Source organism: Geothrix oryzae (assembly GCF_030295385.1).
Lineage (GTDB): Bacteria > Acidobacteriota > Holophagae > Holophagales > Holophagaceae > Geothrix > Geothrix oryzae.
In genome coordinates this window covers 2,366,062-2,379,172 of the sequence record NZ_AP027079.1, presented here as the reverse complement: position 1 = coordinate 2,379,172, position 13,111 = coordinate 2,366,062, and the positions used below count along the sequence as shown (strand labels likewise).

13 protein-coding genes are annotated in these 13,111 nt (G+C 68.6%); 8 read left to right on the top strand and 5 right to left on the bottom strand.

All coding sequences use genetic code 11. The features are described from left to right. Positions 1 to 24: 24 nt before the first annotated feature. The 6 genes from rpmF to QUD34_RS10910 all read left to right on the top strand — a co-directional run bounded on the left by rpmF (position 25) and on the right by QUD34_RS10910 (position 5,754). Positions 25 to 210, top strand: a complete 186-nt coding sequence (rpmF, locus tag QUD34_RS10935; protein ID WP_286353738.1) for a 50S ribosomal protein L32 — start codon at positions 25 to 27, stop codon at positions 208 to 210. A gap of 10 nt (positions 211 to 220) precedes the next feature. Then, positions 221 to 1,246 carry a phosphate acyltransferase PlsX gene (plsX, locus tag QUD34_RS10930; RefSeq protein WP_286353737.1) on the top strand — a complete coding sequence of 342 codons (1,026 nt, stop codon included), beginning with the start codon at positions 221 to 223 and terminating at the stop codon, positions 1,244 to 1,246. A gap of 174 nt (positions 1,247 to 1,420) precedes the next feature. Next, positions 1,421 to 2,359 (top strand): ACP S-malonyltransferase, encoded by a 939-nt coding sequence (gene fabD / locus QUD34_RS10925; protein WP_286353736.1) that lies wholly within the window; start codon positions 1,421 to 1,423, stop codon positions 2,357 to 2,359. Between the two features lie 158 nt (positions 2,360 to 2,517). Further along, positions 2,518 to 4,308 (top strand): 2-oxoacid:acceptor oxidoreductase subunit alpha, encoded by a 1,791-nt coding sequence (locus QUD34_RS10920; RefSeq protein ID WP_286353735.1) that lies wholly within the window; start codon positions 2,518 to 2,520, stop codon positions 4,306 to 4,308. 8 nt (positions 4,309 to 4,316) lie between these two features. Next, entirely contained in the window at positions 4,317 to 5,216 is a 900-nt protein-coding gene (locus QUD34_RS10915) for a 2-oxoacid:ferredoxin oxidoreductase subunit beta (protein WP_286353734.1), read from the top strand. A 13-nt stretch (positions 5,217 to 5,229) separates the two neighbouring features. Then, on the top strand, positions 5,230 to 5,754 hold the full coding sequence (locus QUD34_RS10910; RefSeq protein ID WP_286353733.1) for a ferritin family protein: 525 nt from the start codon (positions 5,230 to 5,232) through the stop codon (positions 5,752 to 5,754). On the opposite strand, the gene QUD34_RS10905 is transcribed toward QUD34_RS10910, so the two are convergent. The 5 genes from QUD34_RS10905 to QUD34_RS10885 are packed head-to-tail and all read right to left on the bottom strand — an operon-like array spanning position 5,748 to position 11,023. Continuing rightward, positions 5,748 to 6,425, bottom strand: coding sequence for a hypothetical protein (locus tag QUD34_RS10905; protein WP_286353732.1), 678 nt, complete (start codon positions 6,423 to 6,425; stop codon positions 5,748 to 5,750). The genes QUD34_RS10910 and QUD34_RS10905 overlap by 7 nt on opposite strands. 26 nt (positions 6,426 to 6,451) lie before the next feature. Further along, entirely contained in the window at positions 6,452 to 8,017 is a 1,566-nt protein-coding gene (locus QUD34_RS10900) for a DHA2 family efflux MFS transporter permease subunit (RefSeq protein ID WP_286353731.1), read from the bottom strand. Then, positions 8,014 to 9,120 carry an HlyD family secretion protein gene (locus QUD34_RS10895; protein WP_286353730.1) on the bottom strand — a complete coding sequence of 369 codons (1,107 nt, stop codon included), beginning with the start codon at positions 9,118 to 9,120 and terminating at the stop codon, positions 8,014 to 8,016. The genes QUD34_RS10900 and QUD34_RS10895 overlap by 4 nt, the downstream gene beginning before the upstream one ends. Positions 9,121 to 9,131: 11 nt before the next feature. Beyond that, on the bottom strand, positions 9,132 to 10,508 hold the full coding sequence (locus tag QUD34_RS10890; RefSeq protein ID WP_286353729.1) for a TolC family protein: 1,377 nt from the start codon (positions 10,506 to 10,508) through the stop codon (positions 9,132 to 9,134). A gap of 38 nt (positions 10,509 to 10,546) precedes the next feature. Then, the gene (locus QUD34_RS10885; RefSeq protein ID WP_286353728.1) at positions 10,547 to 11,023 is read right to left on the bottom strand and encodes a MarR family winged helix-turn-helix transcriptional regulator; all 477 of its coding nucleotides are present in this window, start codon (positions 11,021 to 11,023) and stop codon (positions 10,547 to 10,549) included. Positions 11,024 to 11,270: 247 nt separating this feature from the next. Between QUD34_RS10885 and QUD34_RS10880 the strand changes: the two genes are divergently transcribed. Both QUD34_RS10880 and fabG read left to right on the top strand, forming a co-directional pair. Next, on the top strand, positions 11,271 to 12,263 hold the full coding sequence (locus tag QUD34_RS10880; protein ID WP_286353727.1) for an alpha/beta fold hydrolase: 993 nt from the start codon (positions 11,271 to 11,273) through the stop codon (positions 12,261 to 12,263). 91 nt (positions 12,264 to 12,354) lie between these two features. Continuing rightward, positions 12,355 to 13,098: a 3-oxoacyl-[acyl-carrier-protein] reductase gene (gene fabG / locus QUD34_RS10875; protein WP_286353726.1), complete on the top strand. Its 744-nt coding sequence runs from the start codon at positions 12,355 to 12,357 to the stop codon at positions 13,096 to 13,098. Positions 13,099 to 13,111 lie beyond the last annotated feature (13 nt).

The window sequence follows — 13,111 nt, the reverse complement described above, 5'->3', positions numbered from 1 at the left end:
CGTTCTATCTGCTAGGAGCTTTTCATGCCGAATCCCAAGCGCCGCCATTCCAAGGCCCGCCGCGACCGCCGGCGCACCCACGACGCGCTGGAAGTCATGAGCGCCAGCACCTGCCCGAACTGCCAGACCCCCAAGCTGCCGCACCGCGTGTGCCCCAGCTGCGGGTTCTACCGCGGCAAGCTGGCCGTTCGCGTCGCCGAGACGGCTTAAGGGCCGGCCGGTGGACGGCCATCGCATTGCACTGGATGCCATGGGGGGCGACCACGCCCCCCATGTAACGCTGCAAGGCGCCCGGGAGGCCCTCGAGGCCTGGCCGGGGCTCTTCCTGTTCCTCGTCGGGGACGAGGCGGTGCTCCGCCCCGAACTGGCGCGGCAGGGCTTCACGCCCGCGCTGATGGCCCGGGCGGAGGTGGTCCATGCCTCCCAGACCGTGGTGATGGAAGACAAGGCCACCAGCATCCTGAAGGAAAAAAAGGACAGCTCCATCCGCGTCGCCGCGCAGCTCGTGCGCGAGGGGCGGGCCCACGGCATGGTGTCCATGGGCCACACCGGCGCCGCCATGGTGGCCTCCAGCCTCGTCATCGGCAAGCTCGAGGGCGTGGACCGGCCGGCCCTGGCCAGCGTCCTGCCCAACATGAAGGGCAACCCCACGGTGCTGCTGGATGTGGGCGCCAATGTGGACAGTCGGGCCGAACACATCGCGCAGTTCGCCGTGATGGGCTCGGTCTACGCCGAGGAGGTGCTCGGCCTGGAGCGGCCCCGCGTGGGCATCCTCAGCGTGGGCGAGGAGGACGGCAAGGGCACAGATGTGACCAAGGATGCCTCCGCCATGCTCCGCCAGATGGACATCCGCTTCGAGGGCAACGCCGAGGGCCGCGACATCTGGAACGGCAATTTCGATGTCATCGCCTGCGACGGCTTCGTGGGCAATGTGGTGCTGAAGTCCAGCGAGGCCCTGGCGGAGGGCATCATCGGCGGCCTGCGCGAGAGCTTCATGGAGACCCCCATCACCAAGCTGGCCGGCCTGCTCGCCAAGCCCGCCATGAAGCGGTTCAAGAAGAAGCTGGACTATGCCGAGTACGGCGGCGCGCCGCTGCTGGGCGTGAAAGGCGTGAGCATCATCGGCCACGGCCGCAGCGACCACAAGGCCGTGCGCAACGCCATCCGCGCCGCCCTGCGGGCCGCGGAGCACCACCTGCACGAACGCATCCAGGAGCGCGTGGCGCTGCTGCTGCCGCAGGACTGAGTCCAGTCAGTCAAAGGGAAAAGGATTTACCACCAAGACACCAGATATCTGTCCGTCTCGCGCATCGGCGCAGCCGATACCGAGAAGGCACCAAGAAACGCAGAATGCTGTTCTTGAGCAGTTCCTGGTGTCTTGGTGGCTTGGTGGTGAGCTTTTATGTCTTTGGAGGTTGTCATGAGCAAGGTCGCGTGGCTGTTTCCCGGTCAGGGGTCGCAGGCGGTGGGCATGGGCGTGGCACTGGCCGAGGCTGAGCCCGCGGCGCGAGCGGTGCTCCAGGAGGCTGACGCGGCCCTGGGCTTTCCCCTGTCGAGGCTGATGGCCGAAGGGCCCGAAGAGATCCTGAAGCTCACCGAGCACACCCAGCCCGCGATCCTCACCCACAGCGTCATGGTCGTGCGGGCCTGGGGCCATCGTCTGCCGAAGCCGGACTTCGCCGCGGGGCACTCCCTGGGCGAATACAGCGCCCTGGTGGCCCTGGGGACCCTGAGCTTCCAGGATGCCGTCCGCACCGTGCGCGAGCGCGGCCGGGCCATGCAGGAGGCCGTGCCCGTGGGCGTGGGCGCCATGGCGGCGATCCTGGGCATGAGCCTGGGCGATGTGGAAGCGAGTTGCGCCGAGGCGGCCGCCGCCACCGGCAAAATCGTGGTGCCCGCGAACTTCAACGGCCCGGGGCAGATCGTCATCGCAGGCCACGCCGAGGCGGTGGACGCGGCCCTGGAGGCCGTCAAGACCCGCGGCGGGCGGAAGGCGATGAAGCTGCCCGTGAGCGCGCCCTTCCACTCCCCCCTCATGGAGCCCGCCCAGGCGCGCATGGAACCCATCCTGCGGGGCTTGGCCTTCCAGGCGCCCCTCTGTCCCCTGGTAAACAATGTGGACGCAGCCGCAGTCTCGGAACCCGGGGCGCTGAGGGATGGGCTGGTGCGTCAGATTCCGGGCGCCGTGCGCTGGCAGGCCACCCTGGACCTGCTGCTGGACCAGGGGGTCACCACCTTCCTTGAGCTGGGACCGGGCAAGGTCCTGGCCGGCCTCGTGAAGCGCCAGGCGAAGGAGCGGGGCCTCGAGGTTTCGGCCCTGAGCTTCGGCGCGCCCGAGGACCTCGCCCAGCTGGGCTGACACAGCGCTGGCAAGGCTGTCGGACGGGAAGGTGTGATGAAAAGCAATGCCCCCCGGGGGTAGGGTGGTGTGGACGACACTGCGTCTTCCAGTGTGCGGTTCCGGGCGGCTGGATGAGGCTCGGATGCCGCCTACATCACCCTCAGTCCGAGGTGCCCATGCGCAAGGATCTTGTCTTCGGAATGGCCGGTTCAGGAGGCGATGGCATCGTCTCTGCCGGTGACTCCCTTCTCCAGGCCGCTTCGGCCGAGGGTTATCACGGCGTGATGACCAAGAGCTTCGGCTCCCAGATCCGCGGCGGCGAGTCCTCCTGTCGCGTGCGCATCAGCACGGATCCGGTCCTGAACCCCGGCGGCAACCTCGATGTGGCCGTGGCCTTGAACTGGGAGGACTTCCTCAAGTTCGGCGCCGAGCTGCCCGTGGCCGGCACCACCGTGGTGATCTACGAGGCCGCCACCGGCGTGCCCGAAAACCAGATCCCCCTGGTGGGCGTGACGCCCCTGCAGGTGATCGCGGTGCCCATCGCGGAGATGGCCAAGACCCACGCCGGCACCGAGCGCGCCAAGAACACCGTGGTGCTCGGCCTCATCGCCGGCTGGTTCGGCATCGGCGCCGTGGCGGTGATGAAGGGCATTTCCAAGAAGCTGGCCAAGAAGAGCCAGGAACTCGTCGCCGCCAACCAGAAGGCCTTCGACGCAGGCATGGCGTTCGCGAAGGAACATCCCCTCAAGGCCGACATGACCATCCTGCCCTTGGAGGACAAGGGGGGCGTCAAGCTCCTGACCGACGGCAACGACATGTGCGCCGCCGCTGCCATCTTCGCGGGCTGCCAGTTCTTCGGCGGCTACCCGATCACGCCCTCCACCGAGATCATGCAGTTCTTCACCAACCATGTCTGGAAGTACGGCGGTGCGGTGCTGCAGGCCGAAGACGAGATCGCGGGCATCGGCGCGGCCGTGGGCGCCTCCTTCGCCGGCAAGAAGGCCATGACCGCCACCAGCGGCCCCGGCCTCTCCCTGAAGTCGGAGATGATGGGCCTCGCCAGCATTGCCGAGCTGCCCCTGGTGATCGTGGATGTGCAGCGCGGCGGCCCCTCCACGGGCCTGCCCACCAAGACCGAGCAGTCCGACCTCTTCGCGGCGGCCTTCTCCGCCCACGGCGATGTGATCCGCCCCGTGCTGGCCCCGACCTCCGTGGCCGACACCTTCCGCACCACCATCGAGGCCTTCAACATCGCCGAGTACTACCAGACGCCGGTGATCATCCTGTCCGACCAGGAGATCGCCTCGCGCAAGGAGACCCTGGATCCCATCGACACCACCCAGTTCAAGATCATCGACCGCCTCCGGCCGACCGGCGCGGATCTCCAGGACTACAAGCGGTTCAAGCAGACCGAGAACCACATCAGCCCCATCAGCCACCCCGGCATGCTCGGCGGCACCTACCTGGCTTCCGGCATCGAACATGTCGAATCCGGGGCCCCCACGAACAGCGGTTCCGTGCATGCGCGCATGAACGACAAGCGCACGAAGAAGTTCGATCCGTTGAAGGAGCGCAGGGACCTCTTCGAGATCACCGGCAATCCTGATGCGCCGCTGGCCCTGGTGGCCTGGGGCAGCGTGGCCGGCGTGTGCCGCGAGGCGCTGCAGATGGCCCGGGAACAGGGGCTGGATGTGAAGCTGATGGTGCCCTACCTGCTCTACCCGGTGGCCGAGCAGACCTACCGCGACTTCTTCGCCTCGGTCCAGAAGGGGCTCGTCGTCGAGCAGTCCCACCTGGCCCAGACCTTCAAGGTGCTGCGCATGCACCTCGACCTGCCCAAGGGCCTGCAGTCCCTGGCCCGCAGCGGCGCGAACCCGTTCCTGCCCGGCGAGATCGTCGCGGCCCTCCACCATCTCCTCGCGGAGCTGCAGCGCAGCCACGAGGGCAAGCTTCAGCCCCAGGAGTGAGGTTCACCATGAGCGCGACCATGACCCCCAATGTGAACACTCCGGGCGACTTCCAGGCCAAGGACTACAAGAGCGACCTGAAGCCCATCTGGTGCCCCGGCTGTGGTGACTATTCCGTGGTGCAGGGCATCTACCGCGCCCTGGCCGCCATCGGCCGCCCGCCCCACGAGATCGCCTTCATCTCCGGCATCGGCTGCTCGAGCCGCATTCCCGGCTACACCACGGCCTACGGCTTCAACACCGTCCACGGCCGGGCCCTGCCCATCGCCCAGGGCATCAAGCTGGCCAACCCCGACCTGCTGGTGCTGGCGGCCGGCGGGGACGGCGACGGCTTCTCCATCGGCGGCGGGCATATTGCCCACCTGATCCGCCGCAACATCGACATCACCTACATCGTGATGGACAACCAGATCTACGGGCTCACCAAGGGCCAGCTCTCGCCCACCTCGCAGAAGGGCCGCACCACCTGCACCTCGCCCCACGGGAGCCTCGAGAATCCCGTCAATCCGCTGCTCTATGTGCTGGCCTACGGCGCCGGCTTCGTGGCCCAGGCCTCCCCCACGGACCTGGTGGGCATGGCGGCCATCATCGAGGAGGCCATCCGCTACCCCGGCTTCGCCTTCGTGAACATCCAGTCCCCCTGCGTCACCTACGGCGAGGAGGCCCAGCAGATCAAGGGCCTCAAGGCCATCAGCGAGACCCTCGAGAGCCTGGGGCACGATCCTTCGGACCGGCTGGCGGCCATGAACCTGGCCCAGAACTACGGCACCAAGCTGAACCTCGGCGTGTTCTACCGGAACCCCGAGCCCGCGCCGACCTACGACGGTCTGGTTCGAGAGCGCCAGGCCCAGCTCTCCCAGGGCGCCCCGTCGAAGGAGCGTATCCTGGACCTCTTCATCAAGAAGTGACGGGAGCCCCAGCATGGCAACGCGAGGAATCGATTTTTCCAGCCTGAGCCTGGTGAATGCTCTCGATCTGGCGATCCTGATCGAGGAAGAGGCCCAGGAGCGGTACGAGGAGTTCGCGGCCCAGATGGAGCAGCACCGCACGCCGGAGGCGGCTGCGTTCTTCCGCCTCATGGCCGACAACGAGGCCAAGCACGGCGAGGAGCTGGCCGTCCGCCGGCGGAAGCTCTTCGGCGACGCGCCCCGGATGGCCACCCGGGCCATGATCTTCGATGTGGAGGCGCCGGACTACGACGCCGCCCGCGCCTTCATGAGCCCCCGGCAGGCGATGAAGGCAGCCCTGGCCTCTGAAGTGAAGGCCCACGCCTTCTTCGTCGCGGCCCTTCCCGCCATCGAGGATGACGGCGTCCGGGCCCTCTTCACGGAGCTGCGCGACGAGGAGACCCACCACCAGAACCTCGTGAAGGCCGAACTGGCGAAGCTCCCGCCGGACAGCGGCCTGTCCGACGAGGACTTCGTCGACGAGCCGGCGCCTCAGTAGCTCCGGGGCTCCAGCCACAGTTCCTTCAACACCACGGCTGCCAGCGCCAGGAAGGCGAGGCCCAGCAGGGCCAGCGCCAGCCACGCCAGGGCCATTCCGGAGGCCCACGGGGCTCCCGGGTGGCCCTGGCGCAGCCACCACTGGGCGGCATCAAAGGCCACGGCCGCCGCGCAGAAGCCCATGAGAAGACGGCGCCCCCGCCAGGCCGTCCGCCGCAGGTAGCCGAAGGCCGCCACGAGGAAGAGCAGGGGGAATACGATCAGGTGGAGGGACCGGGCCCCGATGAGGGCGAAGAGGCCGCTCGAGACCGTCTCCACGGCCAGGGGGCGCAGGTCCTCGTAGCCGGTGATGGGGGGGAACTGGGCCCCGGGGCTGTGGCAGGCGCTGCACTTGTTGGCCACGATGGCCTCCACGGGAGCGAAGCCCTCCCGCGTGGCGCCGCCCTGCACCCAGATCCGGAAGGTCTCGGTCTCCGCCGGGGTCACATTGGGGGCCATGACGCCCTCCAGGACCGCCACAAGGCGCGACTTGGCGGCCGGCGGGGGGGCCGCCGCGCGGGCCCGCTCCTGGCGGAGGGCGAAGGCCAGGCCGCTGGCGAGGAGGGCCGCCAGGGCCAGGACCACGAAGGTGGCGAAGGCGCGTTGGGAAGAGGGCTGGTCTCGGAGGCTCATCAGTCCATGGTACCGATCCCGGGGGATCAGTCGATGGGGACGGCGCCGGTGGCCCGGCTCCGGCGCATGAGGAAGAGGAGCGGCATGAGGGTGAAGCAGAGCACCCCCATGAACCAGAAGGTGTCGGCGAAGGCCATCATGCTCGATTGCTTGACGACGGTACCGTAGGCGGCGCCCTGGGCCATGTGGGCGGCATCCGCGGGGGAGAGCCCGCCGCGCAGGATCCCCAGCTGGGTGGCCCGGTCGAGGAGGCCCTGGTAGGCCGGGTCGCCCGGGGACAGGTGGCCGACGAGGTTGGCCTGATGGACCTGGGCCCGGCGGGCCAGCATGGTGGTGGCGAGGGCGATGCCCGTGCTGCCGCCGATGTTGCGGACCAGGTTCATGAGCCCCGCGGCGTAGGCGGTCTTCTCGTGGGGGATGTGCTGGAAGGCCGAGACATTGATGGGGATGAAGAGGAAGGCGAAGCCGACGCTCTGCACCACCCGGGAGGTCATGGCCGTCTGGAAGTCCACCTGCAGATTGAAGCCGGACATCTGGATGAGGCCCAGGCCGCAGGTGAAGAACCCGAAGGCGATGAGCCAGCGGGTGTCCACCTTCTTCAGCAGCATGGCCACCACCGGCATCATCAGCAGGATGGCCAGGCCCCCGGGGCTCAGCACCCACCCGCTCAGCAGGGCCGTGTAGCCCAGGAGGGTCTGGAGGAAGATGGGCAGGAGCGCCAGGCTGCCGTAGAGCACGAAGCCCAGGACGAAGAGCATGACGATCGACACCGCGAAGGTCCGGTCCTTCAGCAGCCTCAGATCCACGATGGGCCGCTCCTTCCCCAGTTCGTAGAGGACGGCGAAGACCAGGGCCACCACCGCGACGATGGCGAAGAAGACGATGAAGCCTGAGCTGAACCAGTCCTTGCGCTGGCCTTCGTCCAGCACGATCTCCAGGGAGGCGAGGCCCAGCGTGAGGATGCCGATGCCCAGGTAGTCGAAGCGGGCGCCTTCCTTGAGGGAGATGCGGTGGAAGGTCGGCGGATCCTGGACCAGGGCGCTGGTGAGCGAGAAGGACAGGAAGCCCACGGGGATGTTGATGAGGAAGATCCAGTGCCAGCTGAAGTTGTCTGTGATCCAACCGCCGAGCACCGGGCCGATGATGGGGGCCAGCACCACGCCCATGCCGTAGACGGCCATGGCCGCGCCGCGCTTCTCATGGGGAAAGGTCTCCACCAGGATGGCCTGGGAGATGGGCTGGAGTCCCCCACCGCCCAGGCCCTGGAGCACGCGGAAGAAGATCAGCCAGCCCAGGGACGGCGCGATGCCGCAGAGCAGCGAGGCCACCGTGAAGACACTCACGCAAGTGAGGTAGAAGCGCTTGCGCCCCATGAGGCTGGAGAAGTAGCCGCCCAGGGGCAGCACCACGGCGTTGGCCACCAGGTACGAGGTCAGCACCCAGGTGGTCTCCTCCACCGTGGCCGAGAGGTCTCCCGCGATGTGCGGCAGAGCCACATTCGCCACGCTGGTGTCGAGGACCTCCATGAAGGTCGCGATCATCACCGTGAGCGCGATGACCCAGGGGTTGATGGCGCGGTGGGAGGAGGTCACTTCACGATCACCGTGGCTTCGACATTCATGCCGGGGCGCAGGATGACCTTCTGGGCTTCAGCCTCGTCGATGCGGATCTTCACGGGGATGCGCTGGACGACCTTCACGAAGTTGCCCACGGCATTCTCGGGGGGCAGCAGGCTCATGCGCGAGCCGGTGGAGCCCGCGATCGAGTCCACGCGGCCCTTGAGCACCGCACCGTTCATGTCCACCTTGACCTCGGCTTCCTGGCCGGGCTTCATGCGGGCGAGCTGGGTCTCCTTGAAGTTGGCCGTGATCCAGGTCTGGTGCAGGGGGATCAGCGTCAGCAGGCCCTGGCCCGGCTGGATGGTCTGGCCCGCCTCCACGAACTTGCGGGTCACGACGCCATCCACGGGGGCGAGGATGCGCGTGTAGCCGAGCTGCAGCTCAAGCCCTTCCTGGCTGGCGCGGGCCTGATCCACCTGGGCCTGGGCCGAGGCCAGGCGGGCCTCGGCGGCGCCCACGGCCACCTTGCGGATGTCCGCTTCGTGCTGGAGCGAACTCAGGCGCTGCTGGGAGGCGCGCCACTCGCTGTCGGCCACCTCGGCCTGGGTGCGGAAGCCGTCGTACTGGAGGGCGGAGATCTCCTCCCGTTCGGCCAGGGGCTTCATGCGCTGGAGGTCGGTCCTGGCCTTGTCCAGGCTGGCCTTCTTGGAATCGAGGGTGGCCTTGGCGGTCTCCAGGTCCGAGCTGCGGGCCTGCTGGAAGGCGACCCGGGCGCGCTCCAGATCAGCCCTGGCCCCTTCGACCTGGGCCCGGGCCTGGGCCTGGGCGGCCCTCGCCTGATCCAATCGGGCCTGAATGTCCCGGGGGTCCATGGCCACCAGCGGGTCCCCGGCCTTCACGGCCTGGTTGTCCTCCACGAGCACCTTGTCGACGGTGCCGTAGACGCGGCAGGAGACGGGCACGAGGTGGCCGTCCACCTGGGCATCGTCAGTGCTCATGCGGTTGCGGGAGTAGAACCACAGGCCGCCGCCGATGAGGAGCGCGATGGGCGTTCCGATCAGCAGCGCCCTGATGGCCTTGGCGCCATTGGCGGGTTCTTCGGCAGGAGCCGTCGGGGCGGAAGCATCTTGATTCATGGGGAGCTCCATCAGCGGGCGAAGAGGGATTCGAGCTGGCCCGTGGCCCGGGCCAGGTCCGCGCGGGACTGGTTCAGCCGGTAGAGGGCGCCGATCTGGTTTTCGTTGGCGCGGGCCAGTTCATCCTGGGCGTTGATCACTTCGATGTTGTTGCTGACGCCGGCCTCGAAGCGGTGCCGGGCCTGGGTGAGGGCTTCCGTCGAGAGGGTCACGGCCAGACCCGCCACCTCCACCTCGTGGGCGGCGGCCTCCAGCTCGGCCCGGGCCACCTGGATCTCGAAGCCGACCTGGGCGCGGACATCGCGCCGCGCCTCCTGGATGCGGACCTGCTCGGAGCGGGCGCGGGAGATGTGGGAGGAGACGAGACCCCCGGTGAACAGGGGGACACGGAGCCCCAGCGAGACCTGGTAGGTGGTGGCCCAGGGCTGGGACTGGAGGCCGGTGGAACTGTAGGCGCCCGTGGCGACGAGGGTGGGCAGGCGCAGGCCCTGGGCGGCCTGGCGGAGGTTCTCGGCCGCCTTCTCGCGGGCGTCCAGCGCGGCGAGTTCAGGGCGCTGGCCGAGGCCCGCCTGGTAGGTCTCCTGGAAACTGCCTCCGGGCAGCGCCGGGGCTGCGAGGGTGTCTGTCAGGTCGAGGTGGGTGCCGGGTTCCAGATCCAGCAGGCGGCCCAGACCCGCGAGGGCCGTGAACTGCTGGGTCTGGGCCTGGATCAGGCGCTGGCGCTCGGTCTGCAGCTGCACCTGGGCGCGCAGCGTGTCGAGCTTGGTGCCCACGCCCTGCTTCTGCTGGCTCTCCGCCAGCTTGGCCAGGGCCTCCGCCAGGTCCACCCGCGACTCCCCGGCCCGCACGGAGGCGGCGGCCCGGAGGGCGCGCAGGTACTGGCCCACCACCAGGGCGGTGATCTCCTCCCGCACCGCGCGGCCCTGGGCCCGGGCCGAGGTCTCCGCATGCTGGGAGGCCCGCCACTTCTTCCACAGGCTCAGGTCGAACAGGGAGACCTGGGCCTCCACGCCCACCTGGCCCCAGTTGAAGGGGCCCACCACTTCGGGGCCGTGCGGGGTGGGGATGCCGATGAAGGCATCCAGGTTGTTCTTGGCCCGCTGACCGGTGGCCTGGGCGGCCACGGTGGGCATGAGGGCCGCGGCGGCGGCCCGGCGATCATCCCCGCTTTCGGCGATGGCCAGCAGGGACTGCTGCACCCGCGGGTTTTGTTCGAGGGCCTTTCGGATGGCCTGGGCCAGGGTGAGCGGCAGGGCGTTGGCGGGACTGGCCACCGGCCGGGTGACGGGCGCGGCAGGCGGAACCTGGGCCCAGGCGAGGCCGGGCATCGCCAAGGCCAGGAGGAGCAGGGGGCCCCGCCCGGGGGCGGGGGGGCTGATGCGGGACATGGAAACCTCCACCGGTCGCGAAGAGTAGGCAGGACGGCTCATGCGGGCTGTCCGCTGTTGGCGCGCATCCGGTTCAGGAAGCCTTTGAACAGATCCAGCTCCTCCCGCGTGAAGCCCTTGAGGTGCGTGTTCAGCACCTTGATGGCCACCGGCGGGAGATGGGGGACCAGGTTCTGACCGGCCTCCGTGAGTTCCAGGTGGCTGATCCGGCGATCGAGGCTGCTCTTGACCCGGCGGATCAGGCCCTTCTCCTCCAGGCGGTCGATCATGCGCGTCATGGAGCCGGGGTCGTACCGGCTGAAGCGGCAGAGCTCGGCGGCCGTGGAGGCGCACCCCTTGGCGATGCGCATGAGGATCACCCACTGCGCCCCGCTGATGCCCAGGTCGGCCAGTTCTTCATCAAAGGCCGCCAGCAGCCGCCCGGAGACATCGGCGATCAGGCGGCCGAGGCTCTCTTCCGCCTCGTAGTTCTCGGGGGTGTACAGCGGCTCGGTCCCCGATGGATCGATGGTCATGCGCAGGTCCTTATTTAGTGTCTAAGCAATAACTGTCAAGGCAACAATTTAAAAACCTTTCGGCCCCCTGTCAACTTGAAGTTGGCGAAGGCGGGGCGGGACGGCCCTGATCGGACCCCAGGCGCAGGTCTGCCGCGAACTTCAGGCCCGTTCCCGTCATCCTGATTCCGGGGCGGAAGTCCGCCGTGCCCACCTGCGGGTTCCTCCGCCGACGGACCCAGGACGCTCACCCCGCTCCGGAGCCCCGATGATCCGCACCGCCCTGCTCTTCGCCGTCCTCATGCTGCCCGCCCATCCTCAGACGGCGGTCCAGACGGCCCCGGAACGGCTGATCGGTTTTCCGGGCTTCAATGGCTTCCCCCTGAAGGGCAGCGTGAAGGCCGGCGGCGCCCACCCCTATTTCGCCGTGATGGTGGCCGGCTCCGGCCCCACGGACCGCGACTGGTCGAATCCGCTGATCCCCACCCCCAGCCACGGTGGGCGCGACTTGGCGGCCTGGCTCCAGGGGCAGGGGATCGGCAGTCTGCGCTACGACAAGCGCTTCATCGGGTCGAAGGATCCGAAGCTGGACATCTCCCTGGACGCCCAGGTGGGCGATATCAAGGCGGCCCTGAAGGCGGCCCGCGCCCTGCCTGAGGCCAAGAGGAAGAAGCTGCTGCTCGTGGGCCACAGCGAGGGGGCCCTGCTGTCGCTCCTGGCGGGCGGCGAGGCCGATGCGGTGCTGCTGCTGGCCCTGCCGGGCATGAGCATGGGGAAGCTCATCCGCGCCCAGGTGAAGGCCCAGTTGAACGCCGCAAACGCCCCCGCGGACTTCTCCGCGCAGAATCTGGGTTACCTGGACGAGGTTCTGGAGGCCATCCGAGAGAACCGGGACCTCCCGGCCGCAGCGGCCGGTGTGGCACCGGGCATCACCACGCTGGCCCGGGGCTTGGCGCGGCCTGAAAGCCGCGGTTTCGTCCGCGACCTCCTGGACCTGGATCCCTGGGGGACTGCCCAGCGTCTAACCGTACCCTGTGCGGTGGTCTGGGGCGATCGGGATGTCCAGACCTGGAAACCGGAGGTTCTGCCTCCGGAGTTCAAGGGCGCGGTCATTCCAATCCCCGAGGCCAACCATCTGTTCAAGCGCGAGACGCGGGATCGGGCGGGCCTCTCCGGCGCCACCGCCGCCACCACCTATGGCGACGGCACCCCCCTGGCGGATCTGTCGCCGCTGGCGGGATGGCTGAAGGACCTGAAGTGAAGTAGCGTTCTCCCGAGATGGTCACCCGGGTTGGTCGGTCGAGTCGGCCGCTCGGCTAGGTAGACTGTCCCTTCATCCATCTGGAGGTTCCATGTTCCGCCTCGACGGCAAGATCGCCCTCGTCACCGGTGCCAGCCAGGGCATCGGCGAAGCCATCGCGAAGCGCCTCGCGGCCCAGGGCGCCACGGTGGTCTGCGCGGCCCGCACCCTGAGCAAGCTCCAGGCTGTGGCGGATGCCATCACCGCGGCCGGGGGGAAAGCCGATGTCATCGCGGCGGACCTGGCCGACGGCGCTTCCGTGAAGGCGGCCGTGGCGACGACCATCGAGCGCCACGGCGCCCTCCACATCCTGGTGAACAACGCCGGCATCACCCGCGACAAGCTGCTCATCCAGATGAAGGAGGAGGACTGGGACGCGGTGATCGACACCAACCTCAAGGGCGCGTGGACGGCCATCCAGGCGGCCACCAAGCCCATGATGAAGCAGCGCTGGGGGCGCATCATCAACATCGCCTCCGTGGTGGGCCAGATGGGCAACCCGGGCCAGGCGAACTATGTGGCCGCCAAGGCCGGCCTCATCGGCCTCACCAAGTCCGTGGCGCGCGAGCTGGCCAGCCGGAATGTCACCGCCAACGCCGTGACGCCCGGCTACATCGAGACCGCCATGACCGCGGGCCTGCCCGAGGATGTGAAGGCCGAATTCACCAAGCAGATCCCCCTGGGCCGCATGGGCACGGGCGAGGACATCGCCGCCAGCGTGGCCTTCCTCGCCAGCGACGAGGCCAGCTACATCACCGGCCAGGTGCTGAGCGTCAATGGGGGCTTGTACATGTAGGAGGGCGCGGCGG

Coding starts and splice junctions, on each gene's coding strand:
- rpmF (WP_286353738.1), top strand. CDS start 25: ATGCCGAATCCCAAGCGCCGCCATTCCAAGGCCCGCCGCGACCGCCGG.
- fabD (WP_286353736.1), top strand. CDS start 1,421: ATGAGCAAGGTCGCGTGGCTGTTTCCCGGTCAGGGGTCGCAGGCGGTG.
- QUD34_RS10920 (WP_286353735.1), top strand. CDS start 2,518: ATGCGCAAGGATCTTGTCTTCGGAATGGCCGGTTCAGGAGGCGATGGC.
- QUD34_RS10915 (WP_286353734.1), top strand. CDS start 4,317: ATGAGCGCGACCATGACCCCCAATGTGAACACTCCGGGCGACTTCCAG.
- QUD34_RS10910 (WP_286353733.1), top strand. CDS start 5,230: ATGGCAACGCGAGGAATCGATTTTTCCAGCCTGAGCCTGGTGAATGCT.
- QUD34_RS10905 (WP_286353732.1), bottom strand. CDS start 6,425: ATGAGCCTCCGAGACCAGCCCTCTTCCCAACGCGCCTTCGCCACCTTC.
- QUD34_RS10895 (WP_286353730.1), bottom strand. CDS start 9,120: ATGAATCAAGATGCTTCCGCCCCGACGGCTCCTGCCGAAGAACCCGCC.
- QUD34_RS10890 (WP_286353729.1), bottom strand. CDS start 10,508: ATGTCCCGCATCAGCCCCCCCGCCCCCGGGCGGGGCCCCCTGCTCCTC.
- QUD34_RS10885 (WP_286353728.1), bottom strand. CDS start 11,023: ATGACCATCGATCCATCGGGGACCGAGCCGCTGTACACCCCCGAGAAC.
- QUD34_RS10880 (WP_286353727.1), top strand. CDS start 11,271: ATGATCCGCACCGCCCTGCTCTTCGCCGTCCTCATGCTGCCCGCCCAT.
- fabG (WP_286353726.1), top strand. CDS start 12,355: ATGTTCCGCCTCGACGGCAAGATCGCCCTCGTCACCGGTGCCAGCCAG.